Genomic DNA, 23683 nt, shown 5'->3' with positions numbered 1-23683 from the left:
GTTAATAGAATGAATATTAAAACTGAACTTGATGTCGCTTTAACAAATGATGATGCAACGACACTACAAAACTCAAAACCAGTTATAGGAAAACCCACTAAAAAGCGTAGCTCAGCTAAAGCTAAAAACACAGCAGATCATGATGTACAGCTGCCTAGTCATGTGTATGACACGATTGTTGTGGGGGCTGGGATTTCTGGAATTGCCGCTGCGGTAAAACTCAATAAAGCGGGTTATGATAATTATATTGTGATTGAAAAAGCGGATCGTGTGGGCGGAGCGTGGCGTGAAAACACTTATCCCGGGTGTGGTTGTGATGTGCCATCTGCATTGTATTCATTTTCATTTGCACCGAGTTATAAGTGGAGCCATTTATTTGCCAAGCAACCTGAAATTTTAAGTTATTTGGAAGAGGTTGTAGAGCAATTCGATATCCAGCAAAAAATTGAATTTAATAATGAACTCATGAATGCAAAGTGGAATGAGGCAAAACATGAGTGGCAGCTAGAAACCCAAAAAGGGACTTATCAGGCCAAAACTGTGATTTTTACCACCGGTCCGATCACTGAGCCTTCCATGCCTAAACTTAAAGGAATTGAAACCTTTAAGGGGGAAATGTTCCATTCTGCACGATGGAATCATGACTATGATTTAACCGCTAAAAAAATTGCGGTGATTGGAACGGGGGCATCAGCCATTCAGTTTGTGCCGCAAATTCAACCCTTGGCGAGTGAATTGTTTATCTTTCAGCGTACTGCGCCATGGGTGCTCCCTAAACCTGATTTTCCATTGGGGGAAAAAGGCAAGCTCTTGGTTCAAAAAATCCCAGCAATTCAACAGAAATGGCGTGGGGCGGTTGCAGGCTCATTAAATATCATTAACTTTGGTTTACGTAATCCAAAAGTTTTAGAACCAGTTAATTTCTTAAGTCGGAAATTATTAAGTTGGCAAATTCGAGATCTACAATTACGTAAAAATGTCACCCCTAATTTTTCGATTGGTTGTAAGCGTTTATTGTTTGCCAATAATTATTATCCTGCATTACAAGCAGACAATACGCATCTCATTCCATATGGTTTGGTTGAGGTGGAGGGCAATACGGTAATTGCTGCCAATGGTGAGCGACATGATGTGGATGTGATTATTTGGGGCACGGGTTTTGAGGTGTCTCATCCACCGATTGGAAAGCGGGTTAGGAATGCTGAGGGGCAGTTACTTGCGGATTTGTGGAAAGACAGCTCCCCTGAGGCTTTTTTAGGCACCAGTATTGAAGGTGTGCCAAATGCCTTTCTGGTACTGGGGCCAAATATTTTAGTCTATGATTCATTTATTGGGATTGCAGAAGCACAACTGGACTATATTGTCAGTGCTTTGGTGAAAATGAAAAATCTGAAATTTATTCGGTTTGAAATAAAAAAAGAAGTGGTACGTAAACATAATTTTAGGCTGCAAAAACAGCTACAAACCACTGTATTTAATAGTGGAGGCTGTAAAAGCTATTACTTAGATGCGCATGGGCGTAACTTTGCTGCTTGGCCTTGGTCGTTGGCTAAGTTAAAACAACAACTTAAAGAAATGAATTTACAGCACTACGATATTGTTCATTGATAAATCAATGGTTAAGATATTTTTGCATATAAAAAACCACCCCGAAGGGTGGTTTTTTAATCATTAATTCTTAAGAATTAACGACCTGCGATGTCACGTTGAACTTCACCAGTGTAAAGTTGACGTGGACGACCGATTTTGTAAGGGCCGCTGTGCATTTCTAACCAGTGGCTGATCCAGCCAACTGTACGTGCAAGAGCGAAGATTACTGTAAACATTTCTGTTGGGATACCAATCGCTTTAAGGATGATACCTGAGTAGAAGTCTACGTTCGGGTATAAGTTACGTTTGATGAAGTATTCGTCAGACAACGCAATACGTTCAAGTTCCATCGCAAGCGCAAGTTGTGGATCGTTAATACCTAGCGCGCTAAGTACTTCGTCACACGTTTCTTTCATTACTTTTGCACGTGGATCGAAGTTTTTATAAACGCGGTGACCGAAGCCCATGAGTTTAACTTCTTTAGTTTTAACTTTTTCCATGAACTCAGCAACATTTTCTACAGTGCCGATTTCATCAAGCATCTTAAGAACAGCTTCGTTCGCGCCGCCGTGAGCAGGGCCCCAAAGTGCCGAGATACCCGCAGCGATACATGCGTAAGGATTAGCACCAGTAGAACCAGCTAAACGTACAGTCGATGTAGACGCATTTTGTTCATGGTCAGCATGAAGCGTAAAGATACGATCCATTGCTTTAGCAAGAATAGGGTTAACTTTGTAATCACGATCTGCTGGAGTCGCAAACATCATGTATAGGAAGTTTTCAGCGTAGCTTAAGTCGTTACGCGGATACATGAATGGTTGACCCACTGTGTATTTGTAGCTCCATGCAGCAAGCGTAGGAACTTTAGCAATCAAGCGGACTGCTGTAATTTCACGGTGATCAACATTTTCAATGTCTAAGCTGTTGTGATAGAACGCAGAAAGCGCACCTACTACACCAACCATGATCGCCATTGGATGAGCATCACGACGGAAACCATTGTAGAAGCGGCTAACTTGGTCGTGAACCATTGTATGGTTACGAACTTTAGCATCAAACTCTACTTTTTGTTCGGCTGTTGGAAGTTCGCCGTTTAACAATAAGTAGCAAGTTTCTAGGTAGTCGGCTTTAGTCGCAAGTTGGTCAATCGGGTAACCACGGTGTAAAAGAATACCTTTGTTACCATCGATGAATGTGATTTTAGATTCACATGCAGCTGTTGCCATAAAACCAGGATCAAAAGTAAAGTGACCTGCGGCCAACACATCTTTAACGTCGATTACATCTGGGCCCAATGTGCCGCTGTAAATTGGTAATTCAATTTCTTTGCCATCAAGCTGTAAAACGGCTTTTTTGCCAGTTGCGTCAGACATTTAATCGATCTCCTGTCCTGGTGAGTGTTTTATCCGACTCGTAGTACTCATCTTTATAATGCGCGAATCAGATGGATCAAAAATTTGCTATAAGATTAGTGAGTACTGAAATTTTGTCAATTATACTTATGGATAAAACTGATGCCCTCACAGAGGTTTAGTTTATCGTCCCTAAAATAAAAAATGAATAAAATCACAGCACCGACGCGCTATAATAAGTGAAATTATTCGCTTGGTGCAGAAAAAAATATAAATATAGCTTCAATTGTAAATGTTTATAAAAAAATACAGGTTCTATTTTTTGAACAAATGGTGCTAATCTCTTTTTACGAAATCTATCTAATTTTCATAACTTACATTCATTTTTGTTCAAATAATATTTCATTTTGTTGCCTTATTTGGCATTAAATTCGAATGCATTTACTGTGTTTGATTGGTTAAAAAATGACTCATTGAGAATTGCGGGTTGGTTAAAATTCAATCTAAATGCGTCATTTTTTGCAATTTTTTTAAGTTTAAATCTATTCGCTAGCATAATTTAATCATATTTATTTTTAGCTAAGTCATTATTTCATTTGGTTATATATCTAAATTATCTCCAAAAATAAATAGTGAACATTTTGATAGGAAATGCAAGTCCTCCTATATAAATGAAAGCACATAGATGTGAGAGAGGATATTCTAAATATCTTTAGTCTAAATTAAAGTGGTGTCTAGAGGTCACTAAAGGGGTGTAGACTGGGTGGTTTACTTATAAAAACCAAAGGTATAGCTATGGATTAAAGCTAAATTATTGGTTTATATAGAATGTTTTTTATTGTTAATGATTCTTGTTTATAGATTTTTATTTAAAAAGCAGTCTTTGATTGTTTGTATTTTGATAGTTGACGTTTTATAATTCAGTGTCGTTTTAAGTTTAGGCGTTGCTGGAGATAGCAATTACCTAAAAATGCTAGCTTTCCTTCGAATTAATTCCAACAAACTCCAGATGGAGTTTTTACTTACAGGATGCCCGCTGTGAAAAGCAACAGACCTGTCAATTTGTCCATGGGTCAAGTTTTAGAAGTAAACTTAAAATCCCCTGTGGCTATTGCATCAATTCTACACCGACTCTCTGGTGTCATCGTATTTTTACTCGTACCAGTACTTTTGTGGCTTTTAGACAAATCATTGTCTTCTGCTGAAGGTTTTGCTCAAGTTCAAGCAATCTTTGGTGGCTTCATTGTGCGCTTCATCGTATGGGTATTTGTAGCCGGCTTAATTTTCCACTTTATTGCGGGTGTTAAGCATTTACTTGCAGATATCGGTATTGCCGAAGAACTGCAAAGTGGTCGAATCGCAGCTACTATTTCATTGATCTTGTCTGCAATCGGTATTGTTGCAGCATTTGTATGGATTGTTCTCTAATGAAAAGTGCTACAGGTTTAACGGGTTCAGGTTCTCGCGATTGGTATATCCAACGTGTAAGTGCTGTTGTATTAGCTGTTTATACTGTTGTGGTGTTGGGTTGGATCCTTTGTAATGGCGGATTTAACTATGAACAATGGTTTGGCTTTATGATGACATTACCAATGAAGATTTTATCTTTATTGGCAGTCTTATCTCTTGTCGCACACGCTTGGATCGGCATGTGGCAGGTATTCACTGACTATGTGACTACTCGTCAAATGGGTCCTTCAGCTTCAGGCTTGCGTTTGGTGCTGACATCAGCAGTGATTGTTGCTGTATTTGCATATGCAATCTGGGCAATCCAGATTTTTTGGGCGAATTGATAGGAAAATGTCATGGGCGCTATAACCCCTAAAGAAGATTATTCAAATATTCCAAGCCAAGCTTTCGATGCAGTTATCGTTGGTGGTGGTGGTTCTGGTATGCGTGCTTCATATCAACTTGCTCAAGCGGGTTTGAATGTTGCAGTGCTGACTAAAGTATTCCCAACACGTTCACATACTGTTGCGGCGCAAGGTGGTATTGGTGCATCTCTTGGTAACATGCAAGACGATAACTGGCATTATCACTTCTATGACACAGTAAAAGGTTCTGACTGGTTAGGTGACCAAGATGCAATCGAGTTTATGTGTCGTGAAGCACCAAAAGTGGTTTATGAACTTGAACACATGGGCATGCCATTTGACCGTAATGCAGATGGTACAATCTACCAACGTCCATTCGGTGGTCACTCTGCAAACTATGGTGAAAAGCCAGTTCCACGTGCATGTGCTGCTGCCGACCGTACAGGTCACGCGCTTTTGCATACGCTTTATCAAAGCAACGTGAAAATGGGTACACAGTTCTTTGTTGAATGGATCGCACTTGATCTGATTCGTGATGATGAAGGTACTGTAATTGGTGTAACGGCAATTGACCAAGAGACAGGTAAAATTGCGGTATTCCAAGCCAAAGCAACATTGTTTGCAACGGGTGGTGCAGGTCGTGTTTACCGTGCATCAACCAATGCTTATATCAATACTGGTGACGGTCTTGGTATGGCAGCTCGTGCAGGTATTCCATTACAAGATATGGAATTCTGGCAGTTCCACCCGACGGGTGTTGCGGGCGCAGGCGTCTTGTTGACAGAAGGTTGTCGTGGCGAAGGTGCAATCCTTCGTAACAAAGACGGCGAACCGTTCATGGAACGTTATGCACCAACTTTGAAAGACTTGGCACCACGTGACTTCGTATCACGTTCAATGGACCAAGAAATCAAAGAAGGTCGTGGTTGTGGTCCTAAAGGTGATTATATCCTGCTTGATATGACACATTTGGGCGCTGATACGATTATGAAGCGCTTACCATCAGTATTTGAAATTGGTAAGAAATTCGCAAACGTAGATATCACTAAAGAAGCGATTCCTGTAGTACCAACAATCCATTATCAAATGGGTGGTATTCCAACCAATATTCATGGTCAAGTTGTTGTTCCTGAAACTGCAGAAACTGTCGCTTTAGAAGCGGGTTATGATCAGGCAACGGATACTTACAGCACGAACAATACTGATCGCAATTATGTAAAACCTGTCAAAGGTTTCTATGCAATTGGTGAATGTTCTTGTGTATCTGTACATGGTGCGAACCGTTTAGGTACAAACTCATTGCTTGACTTGGTTGTATTTGGTAAAGCGGCTGGTGAACATATTATCGACTACGTGACTAAACATCACGGCGAAGACTATACGCCAGTTCCAACGACTGCATTGGTTAACACCATGAAGCGTATTCGTCATCTTGATGATTCAACTTCAGGTGAAAATGCACAAGACGTTGCAGATGCAATCCGTGACATCGTACAAGACCATGCTGGTGTATTCCGTACTCAAGCATTGCTTGACGAAGGCGTGAAGCAAATTCTTGCTATTGAGCCACGTGTACGCAATATCCACTTAAAAGACAAATCTAAAGTATTTAACACAGCACGTGTTGAAGCGCTAGAAGTTGAAAACTTATACGAAGTCGCTAAAGCAACGTTAATCTCTGCTGCAGCTCGTAAAGAATGTCGTGGTGCGCATACAGTGGTTGATTATGAATTGCCTGCGGATCATCCGACATACTCTTATGGTCGTCGTGATGATGAGTGGATGAAACATACTTTGTGGTATTCATCAGACAACCGTCTTGAATACAAACCAGTACGTTACAGACCGTTGACTGTAGACGCTATTGAACCTAAACCGCGTACATTCTAATTAGGAGAATAAAGATGAGTAGAGGCACTCGTACTTTCGAAATCTACCGCTATGATCCTGATAAGGATAAAGCACCGTACATGCAAACTTTTAAACTTGAATTGACTGATAAGCACCGTATGTTGCTTGATGCGCTTCTTGCTTTAAAAGTACAGGATGAATCATTAACATTCCGTCGTTCATGCCGTGAAGGTATTTGTGGTTCGGATGGTGTGAATATTAATGGTAAAAATGGTTTGGCTTGTTTGTGGAATTTGAACGATTTACCTGAAAAAATCGTGATTCGTCCACTCCCGGGTTTGCCAGTGGTTAAAGATTTGGTTGTTGATATGAACCAATTCTATACTCAGTATGACAAAATCCAACCATTCCTAATCAACAATCAGCCATCTCCTCCAAAAGAGCGATTACAGTCTCCTGAAGAGCGTGAGCATTTGAATGGTTTGTATGAATGTATTCTTTGTGCATGTTGTTCAACTGCATGCCCATCATTCTGGTGGAACCCTGATAAATTCTTGGGTCCTTCAGCATTGTTGAATGCATATCGTTTTATCATCGATTCACGTGATACAGCAACTCAAGATCGTTTATCACGTCTTGATGACCCGTTCTCGTTGTTCCGTTGTAAAGGGATTATGAACTGTGTATCAGTTTGTCCTAAAGGTCTAAACCCAACTAAAGCAATCGGTCACATCCGTAATATGTTGTTAGATCAAGCGGGCTAATCTGCATCTGTTAAAAAAAGCACACCATATGGTGTGCTTTTTTTATGCTTTTAATATTGTTGTGATTAATGCTGTTGTGCAAAAAAAACACATGTAAAAATGCTTAGGGTTAAGCAGAGCTTTTCGAGTGTTTATTTGAATGGCTTAAAATTAAAGTTAAAATTGATTAAAAACCGATTTAATTGTTGTGAAGTTGTTCGAATCGGCAATTAAGGCATTAATCTTGAGCCTGAATCTGCAAAGTTGCTGTTAAAATGTTACCATATAACGTAAATAAAGAGGGCGGGTTTAAATATTGTGCTCTCTTTTGTTATCTGTGATTTGGTGGTGTAGGACTATGGTCTACATTGAATCTAATTATTAGATAAAGCACCATATATTAGATGGAAATAATGGTTATGTATTTCGCAAGTTTATGAGAGGTATGTGTCAAAAAAATTAATTGTAACTAGAGAACATGTTAGGATTTAACACCAAGCTATATGTGAAAAAAGTACTTTGTTTAGGGATGTTTTTTCAACATTTTAGATTGTATGTAGGGTTTATCAATAGATATAAATCGCTTTAGAAAAATTAAGCCATGTGCTTATTTTTTCTAAGTCGATTTGCAAAAAATTGCTCGATTTTGGTCGAGTATTTTAATGAGTGATGATGCCGCTGAGGGGCGTTATGATTCATTGTTCACATTGGGTTATTCCTGATGTAGTGATAACGCCCCATGGCTTATGCCTTGTGGGGGATTAATGTCATATTACCAATTTGACATTATTAATCATGGGGTAGCTTAAAAAGCATCCTGAAATGTTTTTGCAATAGGAAATGGGTCCACAAATGCAAGAAGTTGCTGACGCACTGCGTCTTGACACTGAACTTTCCGCTGACAGTGCAGCGTATATTGAAGAACTTTATGAACATTATTTGACGTCACCAGATTCTGTAGGATCGGACTGGCGCGAATATTTCGATAAATTCCCTAAAGGTGATCAACCACATAGCAATGTACGTGAGCAATTCCTTTTATTAGGTCGCAATTCAAGTCGCGTTCAACCTGTTGTTCAAAGTGCTATAAGTTCTGAACATGAGCGTCGTCAAATTGGCGTAGTACAGCTCATTGCTGCTTATCGTAATCGTGGTCATCAAAAAGCAAAATTAGATCCTTTAGGTTTGGCTAAACGTGAAGATGTTCCAGATTTAGATCTTGCTTCACATGGCTTAACGAAATCAGATTTAGATACAGTCTTTAATGCAGGTAACCTTGCCCTAGGTAAGTCTGAAGCGACTTTAGGCGAAATGGTTAACGCAATGGAAGCAACATATTGTGCTTCTATTGGTGTTGAATACATGCATATTGTTGATACCAAAGAAAAACGCTGGATTCAACAGCGTCTTGAAGGTGCTAAAGGTCAATTTGGCTTTACTGCTGATCAGAAAAAGCATGTTTTAGAACGTCTAACCGCTGCTGAAGGCCTAGAAAAATTCCTAGGCAATAAATATGTTGGTGCTAAACGTTTTGGTGTTGAAGGAGGTGAGTCTTTCATTCCAATGGTGAACGAACTGATTCAACGTGCAGGTGCTGTAGGTTGTAAAGAAGTCGTGATTGGTATGCCACACCGTGGGCGTTTAAACTTACTTGTGAACATCATGGGTAAAAACCCTGCTGATTTGTTTGGTGAGTTTGAAGGTAAATCTATTCACAAGAAAGGTTCTGGTGACGTTAAGTATCACCAAGGTTTTTCTTCAAATGTGATGACACCGGGTGGCGAAGTTCACTTGGCATTGGCATTTAACCCATCGCATTTAGAAATCGTTGGACCTGTAGTTGAAGGTTCTGTGCGTGCGCGCCAAGTCCGTCGTAAAGACATTGGTGGCGATGACGTATTGCCAGTGATCGTTCATGGTGATGCGGCATTTGCAGGTCAAGGTGTCAACCAAGAAACCTTCCAAATGTCACAAACCCGTGGTTATACCGTAGGTGGTACAGTTCATATTGTAGTGAACAACCAAGTTGGTTTTACTACATCTGACCCACGTGATGCACGTTCTACCGAATATTGTACCGATATCGCGAAAATGATTCAGGCTCCAATTTTCCATGTAAATGGTGATGATCCTGAGTCTGTATTGTTTGTTGCTCAATTGGCACATGATTTCCGTCATACCTTCCGTAAGGATGTTGTGATTGATATGTTCTGCTACCGTCGTCGTGGTCACAACGAAGCGGATGAGCCAGCTGCAACTCAACCAATGATGTATCAAGTGATTAACAAAAAAGCGACCACACGTACGCTTTATGCGGATCAATTGGTGCAACAAAATGTATTAGATCGTGCAGCAGCAGATCAAATGGTAGAAGACTACCGTGCAGATTTAGAAGCGGGCAAACACGTTGCCAATGCATTGGTACTTGAACCAAACGAAAAAATGTTTGTCGATTGGACGCCTTATTTGGGTCACGATTACACAGATATTTGGGATACCACTTTCCCAATCGAGCGTTTGAAAGAGCTTGGCACGAAAATGCGCGAGCTTCCAGAAGGCTTCGTGATGCAACGTCAGGTGTCTAAAGTGATTGATGATCGCTTTAAAATGCAAACGGGTGAAATGCCGTTAAACTGGGGTGCCGCTGAAACTTTAGCTTATGCGACTGTTTTGGATGAAGGTTACTTATTCCGTTTAACCGGTGAAGACGTTGGTCGTGGTACATTCTCACATCGTCATGCAAAATTGCATAACCAAGTGGATGGTTCAACTTATATTCCACTATGTAATTTGAAAGAAAACCAACCACGTACTGCAATTTATGACTCATTATTGTCAGAAATGGCGGTGTTGGCATTTGAATACGGTTATTCAACGACTTTACCGAAAAGCTTGATTATTTGGGAAGCACAATTCGGTGACTTCGCAAACTGTGCGCAAGTGGTTATTGACCAATTTATCGCTTCGGGTGAAACCAAGTGGGAACGTGTTTGTGGTTTAACATTATTGCTTCCACACGGTTTTGAAGGTCAAGGTCCAGAGCATTCATCTGCACGTTTAGAGCGTTTCTTACAGCTTTGTGCTGAAGACAACATGCAAGTGATTACACCGACAACGCCTGCGCAGATTTTCCATGCGATGCGTCGTCAAGCCATTCGTCCAATTCGTAAACCAATGATCGTGACTTCACCGAAGTCATTGCTTCGTCATAAACTTGCAACCTCTACTTTAGAAGAGCTTGCAACTGGCACATTCCAGACTGTGATTGATGAAGTGGATCAAATCAACAAAGCAGACGTTACGCGTCTAGTACTTTGTGGTGGTAAAGTTTACTACGACTTACTTGAAAAACGTCGTGCAGAAGAACTGAATAACACTGCAATCGTTCGTATTGAACAATTGTATCCGTACCCAGAACAACGTATTGCTGAAGTATTTGCTTCTTATCCGAATGTAAAAGAAATCGTTTGGACGCAAGAAGAACCGAAAAACCAAGGTGCTTGGTTATTCATCGCACCTCGTTTATATGATGACGTGATGAAAACGGGTAAACAAGTTCATATTAGTTATGCAGGCCGTCCAGCTTCTGCTGCGCCAGCTTGTGGTTCACCATACTTACATGCAAAACAACAAGCTCAGCTCGTTAATGACGCACTTGCGATCGTAGCTGAACAATCAGGAGATTCTAAATAATGGCAACCGAAATTAAAGCACCGGTATTCCCAGAGTCAGTTGCTGACGGAACAATTGCAACTTGGCACAAACAACCAGGTGAAGCCGTATCACGTGATGAAGTCATCTGTGATATTGAAACTGATAAAGTTGTTTTGGAAGTTGTTGCTCCTGCTGATGGTACGATTGTTACAATCATTAAAGGTGAAGGCGATACAGTTCTATCAAACGAAGTGATTGCTCAGTTTGAAGAAGGTGCTGTTTCTGGCGCTGCGCAAACTCAAGCCGTTCAAGGAAACGTTGAACAAGCTGCGTCTCAAACTGAAGCAGGTGCTGCGCCTGTGGTTGAGCGTGCTCAACAAGTTTCTGATCAAGCACCTGCGGTACGTAAAGCATTAACTGAAACTGGCATTGCTGCTGGTGATGTTGCGGGTACTGGTCGTGGTGGTCGCATCACTAAAGAAGATGTTGCAAATCATCAAACTAAGCCAGCTGCGGCTGCGGTTGCACCGTTAAGCGTGGCGATTGGCGAACGTATCGAAAAACGCGTTCCGATGACGCGTCTTCGTAAACGTGTTGCTGAACGTCTTCTTGCTGCAACGCAAGAAACTGCAATGTTGACGACGTTTAACGAAGTAAACATGAAACCAATCATGGATATGCGTAACCAATATAAAGATGCGTTTGAAAAGCGTCATGGAGCACGTCTTGGCTTTATGTCATTCTTCGTGAAAGCTGCAACTGAAGCGCTTAAACGCTACCCAGCAGTGAATGCATCGATTGATGGTGATGATATTGTTTATCATGGTTATTATGACATCGGTGTTGCCGTTTCATCTGAACGTGGTTTAGTGGTTCCTGTATTACGTGATACAGACCGTATGAATTATGCAGAAGTTGAAAATGGTATCCGTGCATACGCTGGTAAAGCGCGTGATGGTAAATTGGGTATTGAAGACATGACTGGCGGTACGTTCACTATTACTAATGGTGGTACTTTTGGTTCATTGTTATCTACTCCGATCTTGAATACACCACAAACTGCGATTTTGGGTATGCATAAAATCCAAGAGCGCCCGATGGCGGTAAATGGTCAAGTCGAAATCTTGCCAATGATGTATTTAGCACTTTCTTATGACCACCGTTTAATTGATGGTAAAGAAGCAGTAGGTTTCCTTGTAACAATCAAAGAATTGTTAGAAGAACCAGCTCGACTTATTCTTGACCTATAACTAATTTATGATAAATCGCCCCTAACCCCTCTTTATGAAAGAGGGGAAAGTCCCCCTTAGAAAAAGGGGGACTTAGGGGGATTGAATGGAGATAAAAATGTCTCAACAGTTTGATCTTGTTGTGATCGGCGGTGGACCAGGTGGTTATGAAGCAGCAATTCGTGCGGCTCAACTTGGTTTTAAAGTTGCTTGTATTGAAAAACGTATTCATAAAGGTAAACCATCTTTAGGCGGTACATGCTTAAACGTGGGTTGTATCCCATCGAAAGCATTGCTTGACTCTTCACATCGTTATGAAGATACAGTGCATCACTTAGATGATCATGGTATTACCACAGGTGACGTGAAGTTTGATCTTGCAAAATTACTTGCACGTAAAGACAAAATTGTTGACCAATTAACTATGGGTATTGATGGCCTTTTAAAAGGTAACGGTATCGAGTGGTTAAAAGGTACAGGTAAATTACTTGCAGGTAAAAAAGTAGAATTTGTATCTCACGAAGGTGAAACTCAAGTTTTAGAGCCTAAGTACGTGATTCTTGCAACGGGTTCTGTGCCAATTAACATTCCATCAGCACCAGTTGATCAAAACATCATTGTTGACTCAACTGGCGCACTAGAATTCCAAGAAGTACCTAAGCGTTTAGGTGTGATTGGTGCAGGCGTGATTGGTCTAGAGCTTGGTTCTGTTTGGCGTCGTTTGGGTGCTGAAGTTGTTGTATTTGAAGCAATGGATGCATTCTTACCAATGGCTGATAAAGCCTTGGCAAAAGACTACCAAAAACTGTTGACTAAGCAAGGTATGGATATTCGTGTTGGCGCGAAAGTTGCTGGTACAGAAGTCAATGGTTCAGAAGTTACTGTTCAGTACACCCAAGGCGGCGAAGATAAAACTCAAGTATTTGATAAGTTGATCGTTTGTGTCGGCCGTCGTGCCTATGCAGAAGGCTTATTGGCTGATGATTGCGGCATTAAACTGACTGAACGTGGTTTGGTTGAAGTTAACGATTGGTGTGCAACTTCTGTTGAAGGTGTATATGCAATTGGTGACTTAGTACGTGGTCCAATGCTTGCACATAAAGCAATGGAAGAAGGCGTAATGGCTGTTGAACGTATTCACGGTCATGCGGCTCAAGTAAACTATGACACGATCATTTCTGTGATCTACACACACCCAGAAGCGGCGTGGGTCGGTTTAACAGAACAGCAAGCGATCGAGAAAGGCCATGAAGTTAAAACGGGTCAATTCGGTTTCGCTGCAAACGGCCGTGCAATGGCTGCTGGTGAAAATGCTGGTTTCGTGAAGTTTGTTGCTGATGCGAAAACAGATCGTTTACTGGGTATGCACGTGATTGGACCTGCTGCGTCTGATATCGTACACCAAGGTATGATTGCACTTGAGTTTGTATCTTCTGTTGAAGACTTACAATTAATGACTTTCGGTCACCCAACATTCTCTGAAGTGGTGCACGAAGCTGCACTTGCAGTGGATGGACGTGCGATTCACGCGATTCAGCGTAAACGCAAATAAGATTCAAAAAAGAGCGACTTAGGTCGCTCTTTTTACATTTGGTGGTTGTTTTTATTGGAACAATCATCTAAAAATAAAGATAAGAAAGATTTTAAAAAATGCCAGTACTGCTTTGACGGATGTCTGGGTATTGGTGGTTCATAACAAAGCGAAGAAGTAATAAAAGGTTATTCAATGAATTTACATGAGTATCAAGCAAAAGCGTTATTAAAAAAATATGGTATGCCAGTTCAAGAAGGTGTACTCGCAACAAATGCAGAAGAAGCTGTAAAAGCTTTTGAGCAACTCGGTGGTAAATTTGCGGTCATGAAAGCCCAAGTACATGCCGGTGGTCGAGGTAAAGCGGGCGGTGTAAAAGTGGTGAAGTCGGCTTCAGAAGCCGCTGATTATGCCAATCAAATTATTGGTACACGTTTAGTGACCTATCAAACCGATGCCAATGGCCAACCTGTAAATAGTATTCTTGTTTGTGAAGATGTTTATCCAGTTGAACGCGAACTTTATTTGGGTGCAGTGGTTGATCGTTCCAGTCGTCGAGTCACATTTATGGCATCTACGGAAGGTGGTGTCGAAATTGAAAAAGTCGCTGAAGAAACGCCTGAAAAAATTATTAAAGTTGAAGTGGACCCTTTGGTGGGGTTGTTACCATTTCAAGCACGTGAAGTCGCTTTTGCACTGAATTTAAAACATGGACAAATCAATCAATTTGTTCAAGTGATGACTGCGGCTTATGCGGCATTTATTGAAAATGATTTTGCTTTGTTTGAAATTAACCCATTATCTGTACGTGAAAATGGTGACATTTTGTGTGTCGATGCCAAAGTGGGGATCGACTCGAATGCATTGTATGGTTTACCTGCGATTGCCGCGCTACGTGATAAATCGCAAGAAAATGAGCGTGAGCTAAAAGCATCTGAGTTTGATCTGAACTATGTAGCGCTTGAAGGCAATATTGGTTGTATGGTCAATGGTGCGGGTTTGGCGATGGCGACCATGGATATCATTAAATTGTATGGTGGTCAGCCTGCAAATTTCCTTGATGTGGGGGGAGGCGCAACCAAAGAGCGTGTGATTGAAGCCTTTAAAATTATTTTATCAGATACATCCGTTCAAGCTGTTTTGATTAATATTTTTGGTGGAATTGTACGTTGTGACATGATTGCTGAAGCAATTATTGCAGCGGTTCAAGAAGTAAATGTCACTGTACCTGTAGTGGTTCGCTTAGAAGGCAACAATGCAGAGTTAGGTGCAAAATTACTGGATGAATCGGGTTTGAAATTGATTTCTGCGAATGGGCTTGCTGATGCCGCAGAAAAAGTTGTTGCTGCAGTGAAAGCGTAAGGAGTATCAATCATGAGCGTATTAGTAAATAAAAACACCAAAGTATTGGTACAGGGCTTTACCGGTAAAAATGGTACTTTTCATTCAGGACAAGCACTCGATTACGGTACAAAAGTTGTAGGTGGTGTAACACCAGGCAAAGGTGGTCAGGTTCATTTAGATCTTCCTGTGTTTAATACCATGAAAGAAGCCGTTAATTCGACTGGTGCGGATGCTTCCGTGATTTATGTTCCTGCACCATTTGTGTTGGATTCTATTGTGGAAGCAGTAGATTCAGGTGTTGAATTGATTGTCGTGATTACTGAAGGCGTACCGACTTTAGATATGCTTAAAGCAAAACGCTACCTTGAAACATATGGTAATAACGTGCGCTTAATTGGGCCAAACTGTCCGGGGATTATCACCCCAGGTGAATGTAAAATCGGCATTATGCCGGGACATATTCATCAGGCAGGTAAAATCGGGATTATCTCGCGTTCAGGTACATTGACTTATGAAGCTGTGGCTCAAACCACCAAACTTGGTTTAGGTCAGTCAACGTGTATTGGTATTGGTGGGGATCCAATTCCAGGTATGAATCAAATTGATTGCCTGAAATTATTCCAAGAAGATCCACAAACCGAAGCCATTATTATGATTGGTGAAATTGGTGGTACTGCGGAGGAAGAAGCTGCGGAATATATTCAATCCAATGTGACTAAACCTGTTGTGGGTTATATTGCAGGTGTGACTGCTCCTAAAGGGAAGCGTATGGGGCATGCGGGTGCCATTATTTCAGGGGGGAAAGGAACTGCGGAAGAGAAATTTGCGGCCTTTGAAAAAGCGGGTATGGCTTATACGCGTAGTCCAGCAGAACTGGGTTCGACCATGTATGCAGTACTGAAGGAAAAAGGTTTGCTTTAATAATTCAAGAAGTAATAAAAAACCCTCAATTCATTGAGGGTTTTTTATTACTTGATATTTATGGTACGACAGCGCAATAGCTGATGATGAAATTTAAAATGATCAGTAATAATGAGAGATAAATAATCTTTTAACTTGGGCATTCAAGCGACCAACGTACAAGAACATGGTTAAATTATCAATAAAATGCTTTATGAAAAAGCATAGCATTAGAAAAAGAAAGATATTTTTCACTTTTAAATTAATGTGACATATATCATGTTGGTTAATAAAAATACAAAACTAAACATGAAAAATGATTGATGTTATTAGGTTTGAGCGTATTGTTTATAAGGGAATACAACAATTAATAACAATGAATTAAGAGTACTTTAACTATGAATAAGATGAATTCTAAATTAAATATACTTACTCTATCCTGTGGAACTTTACTGTTTTCTACATTGTTGCATGCAGAATTGTTATATAAGGACTCTGCCCCGCAACGTGAAGAAATAGTAAGTTTAATTAAGCAAGGGCAAGTGGATGTAGGTTTGCAAAAACTTAGACAATTACTCATGCAGCAACCCGATGATCAGAAATTGATTGCTGATTTTGTTGTAATCGCCTATGAAAATAAAAAATTTGTAGAATCTGATGTTAAATACTTAAATGGCATACAAACTGCACAATTTCCAGAATACGGAAAAGTTAATGTTATTAAAGCATTACGAGATTTGAAAAGATTTGAATTAGCAGAACAATGGGCAAAAAAATTCGCCGAGACCGATCAAAATCAAATGTGGGGGGTGTGGATCGGGGTATTACAGGCAGAAGCAGGAAAAACCCTTGAATCGAAAAAAACTTTGGCTCCGCTTGATATCAACTATATTGACCCTGACTATTTAGCACAACTTGCTTATGCCTATCGCATGTTAGATATGCCGATTGAAGCATTGAATGCCGCTAGCCTAGCCGTTGAAAAAAATCCCAATAGCAGTACGCAAGAACAGTATGTATTGGCACTTATGGCAAATGCTGATTATGCTAAGGCTGAAAAATATATTCAAGATAATGAAGTACTCAGAAAACAGCCTCAACTTAGAGCGAGTGCCAAGATTAGTGAATTCACCCAACGTATTCAAAATGCAGTACAGTATTACAAAGTTTTAACTTATCGTGATCGTGGAAATATTGCGTATAAACAACTTAATCAAGTTCTAGCTGATATGGCGAAGTTTGAATCACAATTGCCTAATGATCAAAATATTAGACGTCAATTCTACTATGAATATATATATGCTTTAAATGAGCGAAATTTGTCTGGAAAAGTACTTGAGCAAATTCCAAAAATTGGCATACCGATCGAGCGAATGCCTGCCTATGTACGTCAATCGATTGCGGATGCCTACTTAAAAAATCGACAACCTAAATTGGCTGAAGCACTCTATAAAAATTTGTTGAAGGAAAAGAACTATCAAACCTATGAAATTTATTCTGGCTTGTATTACGCCTTAATTGAACAAGAAAAGTATAAAGAAGCGAATCAATTGATTTTAGCTATGGATAAAATCTTGCCCACTTTTCAATATAGTAATGCCAAAGGGGTTGATAAAGTTACCCATGATGATCGTATTGAATATATAGCCTTGGTGGGTCTCAATTATGTTTATCGCCATGAGTATGCCAAAGCTGAAGCGTATTTTGAAGATCTGGTTGCAAAAGCGCCAAATAATATCATTTATCAAAATCACCTTGCAGAAGTACAACGCTGGCGTGAACAGCCACAGCGTTCTGAAGAAACCTTGGCACTGTGGGATGGTGTTGAACCCGTTGATCAGGCTATACGAATCAATAACTTACAGAATATGCAGGCCTTAGGTCATATTCCAGAATGGCGTAAGCTGAATGCTTATCTCATGGAAGCGATGCCGGGGGATTCGGGTGTTGTAAAGAGTAAAAAAGAACTTGATGATCGTGATCGTGCATCGATTCAGCATATGAGTACTTTTTCAAAAAGTGACTCTGATAATACGGCTTTGCTCAATCGCTTGAAAGGAAGTCGTGAACAGGACAACTTGACCCGTATTAATAGCCCATGGTTTTACGATACTTTGCGTACTTATGTCGATCATAGTATTCGTTCGGCTGATTATACTGAGGGTAAAATTGACGATCAACGCGTAGGACTAGGTTTGGAATGGGAGTCGCATCGTAAAGCTGCAAATATTCTACTGTCTCAAAGTCTAGATGGGGCTAATGATCGTTTTGGGGTTGAACTTAATTGGTCGCAATGGTTGGGTGACCATTTGCAGTATGTTTTAGGCTTCAATAGTCAGGCAGATATCCCATTACAAGCGATCAAAAAAGGCAATGAGGGGAAATCTTATACTGTTGGGTTGAACTTGCAAAAAAATGAATCTCAAGAAGCAGGGGCAGCATATCAATTAACAGATATTGATGACGGTAACACACGTCATGAAATCACAGGTTACGTTAAACAACGAATTTTTGCGGCACCCCATAATATTACCAGTGCCACTTTAGGGGGCTATTACGGTCACAATGATAAAGTACTGGTCGATTATTTCAATCCTAAAGAAAGTTATAGTGTCGAACTGGGTTTACAACATGACTGGATCACTTGGCGTAGACATGACAGAAATTTCACACAACATTTTGAAGCAACTATAGGCACTTTTAGACAAACATCATTTGCCTCAGAAATGATTTATAACGTTTTTTATCAACATGATTGGCAACTTTCTCGAACTTGGAATTTGAACTATGGCATAGGGTGGGGAACACATCCGTATGATGGGGAGGATGAAAAAAGAACTTATGCAACTCTTGGCTTTAAGGGGAATTTCTAATGAAAAAAATTGCAAAAAGTTTATTTTCTTCAATTTTAACAATAGTTTTGGTGGTTCCTGCCGTTAGTTTGGCTCAGAATGTGACAAAAACTGCACCTGAGATATCAGATAATTTATTTGTCACACTCACTTTTCATGATGTGAGAGATGATGTTGCAAGAACAGGGGATCGAGATCTCTATGCAATTAGTACAAAAAATTTAGCACAATATTTTGCATGGATTCAGCAAGAAGGTTGGCATCCTATTCGTTTAGAAGATGTGTGGCAAGCTCGTCAAAAGAAAAAACCGTTGCCAGCTAAATCGGTATTATTGACTTTTGATGATGGAGCATTAAGCAGCTATACCCGAGTTTTTCCTTTGTTGAAACAGTATGATTTTCCAGCGGTATTTGCGATTCCAACCAGTTGGATTAATGGTAATACTAAAGATGCCGAGCAAGCTTATGGTCAACATAATCTGATGAATTGGGATCAGATGCGTGAAATGCAACAGTCTGGTTTAGCCGAGTTTGTTTCACACTCAGACAACCTGCATAAGGGTATTGTAGCTAATCCACAAAATAGTATGCAGCCTGCTGCAATTACACGTGAATATTCACCAATGTTTTCTAATTATGAGTCTGATCAAGCCTATTCTGATCGCGTATTTTCAGACTTAAAACAGTCGAAGGAAACTTTAGATTCTGAACTGGCTATTAATAGCTTAGCTATTTTCTGGCCTTATGGGGCTGTGACCAAGGAAAGTGAAGAAATTGCGGCAAAAGCGGGATTGCCCATGTCCTTTAGTTTAGGCAGTATGTCGACCTTGGCAGACTCGGGGGCAACCTATCAACGTGGTCTGATTATGAACAATCCATCGCCTGAAATGATTCATGAGGAAATGATGGATTTTTTGACTTTTGCACGTGCTGACTATAAGCAACGCAAAAGTTTTATTCGTTTCGATTTGGCAGAAATGCTGAGTCCAAACAATCAAGTTTTTGATCAGAAATTAGGGGAATTTTTAAATCAAATCAATTCATTAAGCAGCAATACAATTTTATTGAAAACAGTGGCCGATCAAAATGGTGATGGAAAAATAGATACTGCTTATTTTCCAAACCAGCAATTGAAAATGAGTCAAGATTTGCTCAATCGTACTGTTTGGCAAGCGCGTACCCGAATTAATAATCGTGTATATGCAGAGCTACCAGTAAGTTTAGAAACAAAACAAGGGTTAAATCTTGCGGAGTTAACAGCTGATTTGGTCAAAAACAATTCTTCAATTGAAGGGTTAATGATAGAAACAGGTGATGAGTTTTCATGTGCTATTGAAAATAAAACATGGGATGCAGCTTGTAGCCAGAAAATTAATCAAGTTTTTAAAATTAAAGAGCGCACCAAAGAACAGGCAAAATATTATACGAATATCAGTAATAACTATCAAACTGCATTAAAAATGACTTTGAAGGATAAGCATATAGAGGGTTTAAAACCTTTACTTGAACATAGTTTAAATTATAGTGATTATCTATATCTTGATTTTGACCCAGTAAGTCAGCCTGAAATATTTAAAGCTGTACAAAAACAGTTGGAAAAGTTAAATGATCAACAAAAACAACGTTTGATTTTCAGTTTTACCATTGATCCAAATGCATCAAAAAGAGAGTGGAAACGCTATCAACGCGATTATCAAGTGTTGAAAAAGTTAGCGATACAAAAAATTGGGATTAATAATTATCAATTGGCACAAGGACAGCGTGTTCAGGAAAACCTTTATAGAGAGTTAAGCTCGAATAATAGTCCATTAACTTATCTTAATCCTTATGAACAAGCTAATGTTAAGGAGAGAAAATAATGGAAAATTTAAATCTACTGCAATTCAGCGATTTCTATTTTGGCTTTGCTTTCTTCTACCCGCTATTTATGGCTTGGCTGTGGATTGCCGGTGGAATTTGGTTTTATTTAAAACATGAACGTAAACAACCTGTATTGCCAGAGCCCAGTGAGCATGCTTGCAGCATTATTATTCCTTGTTTTAATGAAGAGGCGCAGGTTAGAGATACGATTAAATTTGCGATGCAAACCCAGTATCCAAATTTTGAAGTTATTGCAGTCAATGATGGCAGTAAAGATGGAACTGCTGAAATTTTAGATGAACTTTTATTGCAATACCCAAAGCTTAGAGTGGTTCATTTGGCTGAAAACCAAGGTAAGGCTTATGCCTTACGTGCCGGAGCGATGGTCAGTAAAAATGAATATTTGATTTGTATTGATGGTGATGCTTTGTTACATCCATATGCTGTGTTATGGATGATGCACCATTTAACCCGTTATCCCCGAGTTGGAGCTGTGACGGGTAATCCACGTATTGTGAACCGATCTAGTATTTTAGGTAAAATTCAGGTGGGCGAGTTTTCATCTATTATTGGATTAATTAAGCGTGCACAACGAACCTATGGGCGTATTTTTACCATATCAGGAGCAATCGCGGGTTTTCGTAAAACGGCATTAGACCGCATTGGTTATTGGCGTGACGATATGATCACGGAAGATATTGATGTGTCGTGGCGTTTGCAGTTTGATCATTGGGATCTGCAATATGTACCCAGAGCACTGTGTTATATCTATATGCCAGAAACATTAAATGGGCTGTGGAAGCAACGTTTACGCTGGGCCCAAGGTGGGGTTGAAGTTTTGTTTGCTTATCTTCCACGTTTATTTAAATGGAATTTACGCCGTATGTGGCCGATTGCACTAGAGTCTGTGATTAGTGTGCTTTGGGCATATGCCATGACTGGAATTATTATCTTATATTTATATGGTCTGTTTTTCTCTTTACCAGGAGAATGGGCAATTCAATCGCTCTTTCCTCAATGGTATGGCGTTATTCTAGGTGTAACGTGTCTGATCCAATTCTTTGTTAGTTTGTGTATTGATAAGCCTTATGATAAAGACCGAATCTTCAGGAACTATTTTTGGGTGATTTGGTATCCTTTGTTCTTCTGGATTCTCACTATGCTAACCACTGTTATCGCATTGCCAAAAACAATTTTTAAAACTCAAAAACGTGCGCGATGGGTCAGCCCAGACCGTGGATTTCGAGGAGAGCCAGAAAATGACTAATATAAAAGAATCTTTTCTTATTCAAGATGAATCCAAACTAGAACTCCCAGAATATATTGACCGACCTGAATATGTGCGAAATAAGAGCGTAGGTTACAGTTTACAAATTGCGGGTTGGTTTGTTTTTATGTGGTTGTTCATGCCGCTGATCACGGTGTTTTTTTGGTGGTTTGAAGGTAAAACAATTTATCAGCAAATGGTGATACAAGCAGAACCAAATAGTCAGTTAAGCCTATTAAATCTTACCGTGATGATTTTACTCTTTATTTGTGTGTTGCTACTTTGGGCAAGCTACAACTGGGTTCGCTTTGTTGGTGATGAACGACGTACTGCTCCAGTAGAAGTGGATGAACAACAGTTGGCAATTAGTTTTAAAGTCAATACAGCCGATATTTTAAATATGCAACAGGCTAAAAACCTGACCCTTTATTATGATGAAAAAGGAATGCTTGAATTTTTTGAGGCTAATCACCAGTTAAAAAAGCGGATTTCAGCTTAGATGGCTGAGGGTGTTCATTCACAAAATCATCGGGGTAATAACCAATATGTTTTACCCCATGCTTTTCTAAAAACTGGATGGTCTCGGTAATTTCTTGAGTTGAAATTTTTTGATTATTGATCCAATTCACGGCTTGAAGTTCAAAGATGGTACGATCCAAGTTCGGGTCGTATTTTTTACTTTGTTGAATTAAGTCCAAATAGAATTGTTGATGATCATCTGCCTCTTCCATATAGGGCATCGCCATGATGGCATTGTAGTCATAGTATTGATAGGTACTAGGCATAGACTGGCTAAACCAATTTTCACTTTCAGGATTTAATACCACAGGTGCATACATATTTCGTGCCGTGAGTATATTGGGTTGTTGTTGTTTAATAATTTTACTAATGCCTTCCGCAAATTGATCTAAATAGGCTGTTTTGAATTTCGCTAATTGTGATGGTTTAGGATGCTTCGATTGTTTTAATAACTGGTCAGCATTAAAGCCCCAAGATTGGTACATCTTTTTGGCTATGTTGGAAGAGTCTTCATAATCACTGAGGGTAACGTCATCATGATAGAGCACGCCATCGACTGAATTTGATTGCATGAAATCTAAATAAATTTCTGAGACATATTTAAGATTTTGTGGATCAAATGGTGATACTCGAATATAGCCTTGCTTTCCGCCAGCACTATGTGAAACATAGGAAAGCTTGTAGCGTTTAGGAAACTCCCAAGCCATTAAGGGCAGCCATGCATAAATATGTTTAACCTGCGTTGTGCTACGAATTTGGCTGACAAGCGTGGGAAATAGATTGTCTCTTAATGGGATGTGTCTATTTTTAAAGTAAACTTGATCTGCTGACCCATTAGCATCTGGATCAGCAAAAGCTTGTAAAAAAATGGTGTTGGGTTGAATCATGTTTATGCGTTTCAATAACGCTTGAATATTCTGTCGTTGTTGTTGTTTGTCTTCATCATATACATAGTCAATGTCGATATGCATAATTCGCATTTGATCAATTTTACTTGTTCTCTTTACAGTCGCCGTGGTTTTAGAGGCTGTATATTGTTGAACAATATCATTGATCGGGTGGTGTTGAATTTCAGCTAAACCTGCTGATGTCGATAAAGGAAAATAACCTAAACTCAAATAAAGACAGTGAGTAAAACGATTTTTGTATAAATTTTTAAAATTAATCATTTTGAATA

Annotated in this window: 16 protein-coding genes; 14 read left to right on the top strand and 2 right to left on the bottom strand. The window is 39.7% G+C overall.

Annotated elements, in window-relative coordinates; all coding sequences use genetic code 11:
- The first annotated feature begins 9 nt into the window (after nt 1-9).
- Complete coding sequence (locus BLV99_RS02935) at nt 10-1608, top strand: flavin-containing monooxygenase (protein ID WP_244516271.1); 1599 nt, start codon at nt 10-12, stop codon at nt 1606-1608.
- A gap of 77 nt (nt 1609-1685) precedes the next feature.
- On the opposite strand, the gene gltA is transcribed toward BLV99_RS02935, so the two are convergent.
- A complete protein-coding gene (gene gltA / locus BLV99_RS02930; protein ID WP_004651294.1) occupies nt 1686-2963 on the bottom strand; it encodes a citrate synthase in 1278 nt (425 codons plus the stop codon).
- A 1008-nt stretch (nt 2964-3971) separates the two neighbouring features.
- On the opposite strand from gltA, the gene sdhC reads away from it, so the two are divergent.
- The 13 genes from sdhC (at nt 3972) to pgaD (ending at nt 22486) form a co-directional block, all read left to right on the top strand.
- Entirely contained in the window at nt 3972-4370 is a 399-nt protein-coding gene (gene sdhC, locus BLV99_RS02925) for a succinate dehydrogenase, cytochrome b556 subunit (RefSeq protein WP_074945608.1), read from the top strand.
- Nucleotides 4370-4735 carry a succinate dehydrogenase, hydrophobic membrane anchor protein gene (gene sdhD, locus BLV99_RS02920; protein ID WP_074945610.1) on the top strand — a complete coding sequence of 122 codons (366 nt, stop codon included), beginning with the start codon at nt 4370-4372 and terminating at the stop codon, nt 4733-4735. Before sdhC ends, sdhD begins: the two co-directional genes overlap by 1 nt.
- A 12-nt stretch (nt 4736-4747) precedes the next feature.
- A complete protein-coding gene (gene sdhA, locus BLV99_RS02915) occupies nt 4748-6646 on the top strand; it encodes a succinate dehydrogenase flavoprotein subunit (RefSeq protein ID WP_086164315.1) in 1899 nt (632 codons plus the stop codon).
- A 14-nt stretch (nt 6647-6660) separates the two neighbouring features.
- Nucleotides 6661-7371 carry a succinate dehydrogenase iron-sulfur subunit gene (locus BLV99_RS02910; protein WP_086164314.1) on the top strand — a complete coding sequence of 237 codons (711 nt, stop codon included), beginning with the start codon at nt 6661-6663 and terminating at the stop codon, nt 7369-7371.
- 831 nt (nt 7372-8202) lie between these two features.
- Nucleotides 8203-11043 carry a 2-oxoglutarate dehydrogenase E1 component gene (locus BLV99_RS02905; protein ID WP_092687568.1) on the top strand — a complete coding sequence of 947 codons (2841 nt, stop codon included), beginning with the start codon at nt 8203-8205 and terminating at the stop codon, nt 11041-11043.
- Entirely contained in the window at nt 11043-12254 is a 1212-nt protein-coding gene (odhB, locus tag BLV99_RS02900; RefSeq protein ID WP_086183671.1) for a 2-oxoglutarate dehydrogenase complex dihydrolipoyllysine-residue succinyltransferase, read from the top strand. The genes BLV99_RS02905 and odhB overlap by 1 nt, the downstream gene beginning before the upstream one ends.
- 97 nt (nt 12255-12351) lie before the next feature.
- A complete protein-coding gene (gene lpdA / locus BLV99_RS02895) occupies nt 12352-13785 on the top strand; it encodes a dihydrolipoyl dehydrogenase (RefSeq protein WP_086183670.1) in 1434 nt (477 codons plus the stop codon).
- A gap of 174 nt (nt 13786-13959) precedes the next feature.
- Nucleotides 13960-15126, top strand: coding sequence for an ADP-forming succinate--CoA ligase subunit beta (sucC, locus tag BLV99_RS02890; RefSeq protein ID WP_004651302.1), 1167 nt, complete (start codon nt 13960-13962; stop codon nt 15124-15126).
- A gap of 12 nt (nt 15127-15138) precedes the next feature.
- Entirely contained in the window at nt 15139-16029 is an 891-nt protein-coding gene (sucD, locus tag BLV99_RS02885) for a succinate--CoA ligase subunit alpha (RefSeq protein ID WP_074945622.1), read from the top strand.
- Between the two features lie 377 nt (nt 16030-16406).
- A complete protein-coding gene (gene pgaA / locus BLV99_RS02880; RefSeq protein ID WP_092687534.1) occupies nt 16407-18881 on the top strand; it encodes a poly-beta-1,6 N-acetyl-D-glucosamine export porin PgaA in 2475 nt (824 codons plus the stop codon).
- Nucleotides 18881-20719 (top strand): poly-beta-1,6-N-acetyl-D-glucosamine N-deacetylase PgaB, encoded by a 1839-nt coding sequence (pgaB, locus tag BLV99_RS02875; protein ID WP_092687531.1) that lies wholly within the window; start codon nt 18881-18883, stop codon nt 20717-20719. Before pgaA ends, pgaB (BLV99_RS02875) begins: the two co-directional genes overlap by 1 nt.
- Nucleotides 20719-21987: a poly-beta-1,6-N-acetyl-D-glucosamine synthase gene (gene pgaC, locus BLV99_RS02870; protein WP_092687528.1), complete on the top strand. Its 1269-nt coding sequence runs from the start codon at nt 20719-20721 to the stop codon at nt 21985-21987. Before pgaB (BLV99_RS02875) ends, pgaC begins: the two co-directional genes overlap by 1 nt.
- The gene (gene pgaD / locus BLV99_RS02865; protein ID WP_086183666.1) at nt 21980-22486 is read left to right on the top strand and encodes a poly-beta-1,6-N-acetyl-D-glucosamine biosynthesis protein PgaD; all 507 of its coding nucleotides are present in this window, start codon (nt 21980-21982) and stop codon (nt 22484-22486) included. The genes pgaC and pgaD overlap by 8 nt, the downstream gene beginning before the upstream one ends.
- On the opposite strand, the gene pgaB (BLV99_RS02860) is transcribed toward pgaD, so the two are convergent.
- On the bottom strand, nt 22452-23675 hold the full coding sequence (gene pgaB / locus BLV99_RS02860; RefSeq protein WP_092687525.1) for a poly-beta-1,6-N-acetyl-D-glucosamine N-deacetylase PgaB: 1224 nt from the start codon (nt 23673-23675) through the stop codon (nt 22452-22454). The genes pgaD and pgaB (BLV99_RS02860) overlap by 35 nt on opposite strands.
- Between the last annotated feature and the right edge of the window lie 8 nt (nt 23676-23683).

The sequence above is a fragment of the Acinetobacter kyonggiensis genome, assembly GCF_900107285.1.
Classification (GTDB): domain Bacteria; phylum Pseudomonadota; class Gammaproteobacteria; order Pseudomonadales; family Moraxellaceae; genus Acinetobacter; species Acinetobacter kyonggiensis.
The sequence above is the reverse complement of the archived record's forward strand: the minus strand, read 5'-3'. Positions and strand labels throughout refer to the sequence as shown.

What these genes read in the sequence shown, in the direction of transcription:
- BLV99_RS02935 (WP_244516271.1), top strand. Translation starts at nt 10, where the DNA reads ATGAATATTAAAACTGAACTTGATGTCGCTTTAACAAATGATGATGCA.
- gltA (WP_004651294.1), bottom strand. Translation starts at nt 2,963, where the DNA reads ATGTCTGACGCAACTGGCAAAAAAGCCGTTTTACAGCTTGATGGCAAA.
- sdhC (WP_074945608.1), top strand. Translation starts at nt 3,972, where the DNA reads ATGCCCGCTGTGAAAAGCAACAGACCTGTCAATTTGTCCATGGGTCAA.
- sdhD (WP_074945610.1), top strand. Translation starts at nt 4,370, where the DNA reads ATGAAAAGTGCTACAGGTTTAACGGGTTCAGGTTCTCGCGATTGGTAT.
- sdhA (WP_086164315.1), top strand. Translation starts at nt 4,748, where the DNA reads ATGGGCGCTATAACCCCTAAAGAAGATTATTCAAATATTCCAAGCCAA.
- BLV99_RS02910 (WP_086164314.1), top strand. Translation starts at nt 6,661, where the DNA reads ATGAGTAGAGGCACTCGTACTTTCGAAATCTACCGCTATGATCCTGAT.
- BLV99_RS02905 (WP_092687568.1), top strand. Translation starts at nt 8,203, where the DNA reads ATGCAAGAAGTTGCTGACGCACTGCGTCTTGACACTGAACTTTCCGCT.
- odhB (WP_086183671.1), top strand. Translation starts at nt 11,043, where the DNA reads ATGGCAACCGAAATTAAAGCACCGGTATTCCCAGAGTCAGTTGCTGAC.
- lpdA (WP_086183670.1), top strand. Translation starts at nt 12,352, where the DNA reads ATGTCTCAACAGTTTGATCTTGTTGTGATCGGCGGTGGACCAGGTGGT.
- sucC (WP_004651302.1), top strand. Translation starts at nt 13,960, where the DNA reads ATGAATTTACATGAGTATCAAGCAAAAGCGTTATTAAAAAAATATGGT.
- sucD (WP_074945622.1), top strand. Translation starts at nt 15,139, where the DNA reads ATGAGCGTATTAGTAAATAAAAACACCAAAGTATTGGTACAGGGCTTT.
- pgaA (WP_092687534.1), top strand. Translation starts at nt 16,407, where the DNA reads ATGAATAAGATGAATTCTAAATTAAATATACTTACTCTATCCTGTGGA.
- pgaB (WP_092687531.1), top strand. Translation starts at nt 18,881, where the DNA reads ATGAAAAAAATTGCAAAAAGTTTATTTTCTTCAATTTTAACAATAGTT.
- pgaC (WP_092687528.1), top strand. Translation starts at nt 20,719, where the DNA reads ATGGAAAATTTAAATCTACTGCAATTCAGCGATTTCTATTTTGGCTTT.
- pgaD (WP_086183666.1), top strand. Translation starts at nt 21,980, where the DNA reads ATGACTAATATAAAAGAATCTTTTCTTATTCAAGATGAATCCAAACTA.
- pgaB (WP_092687525.1), bottom strand. Translation starts at nt 23,675, where the DNA reads ATGATTAATTTTAAAAATTTATACAAAAATCGTTTTACTCACTGTCTT.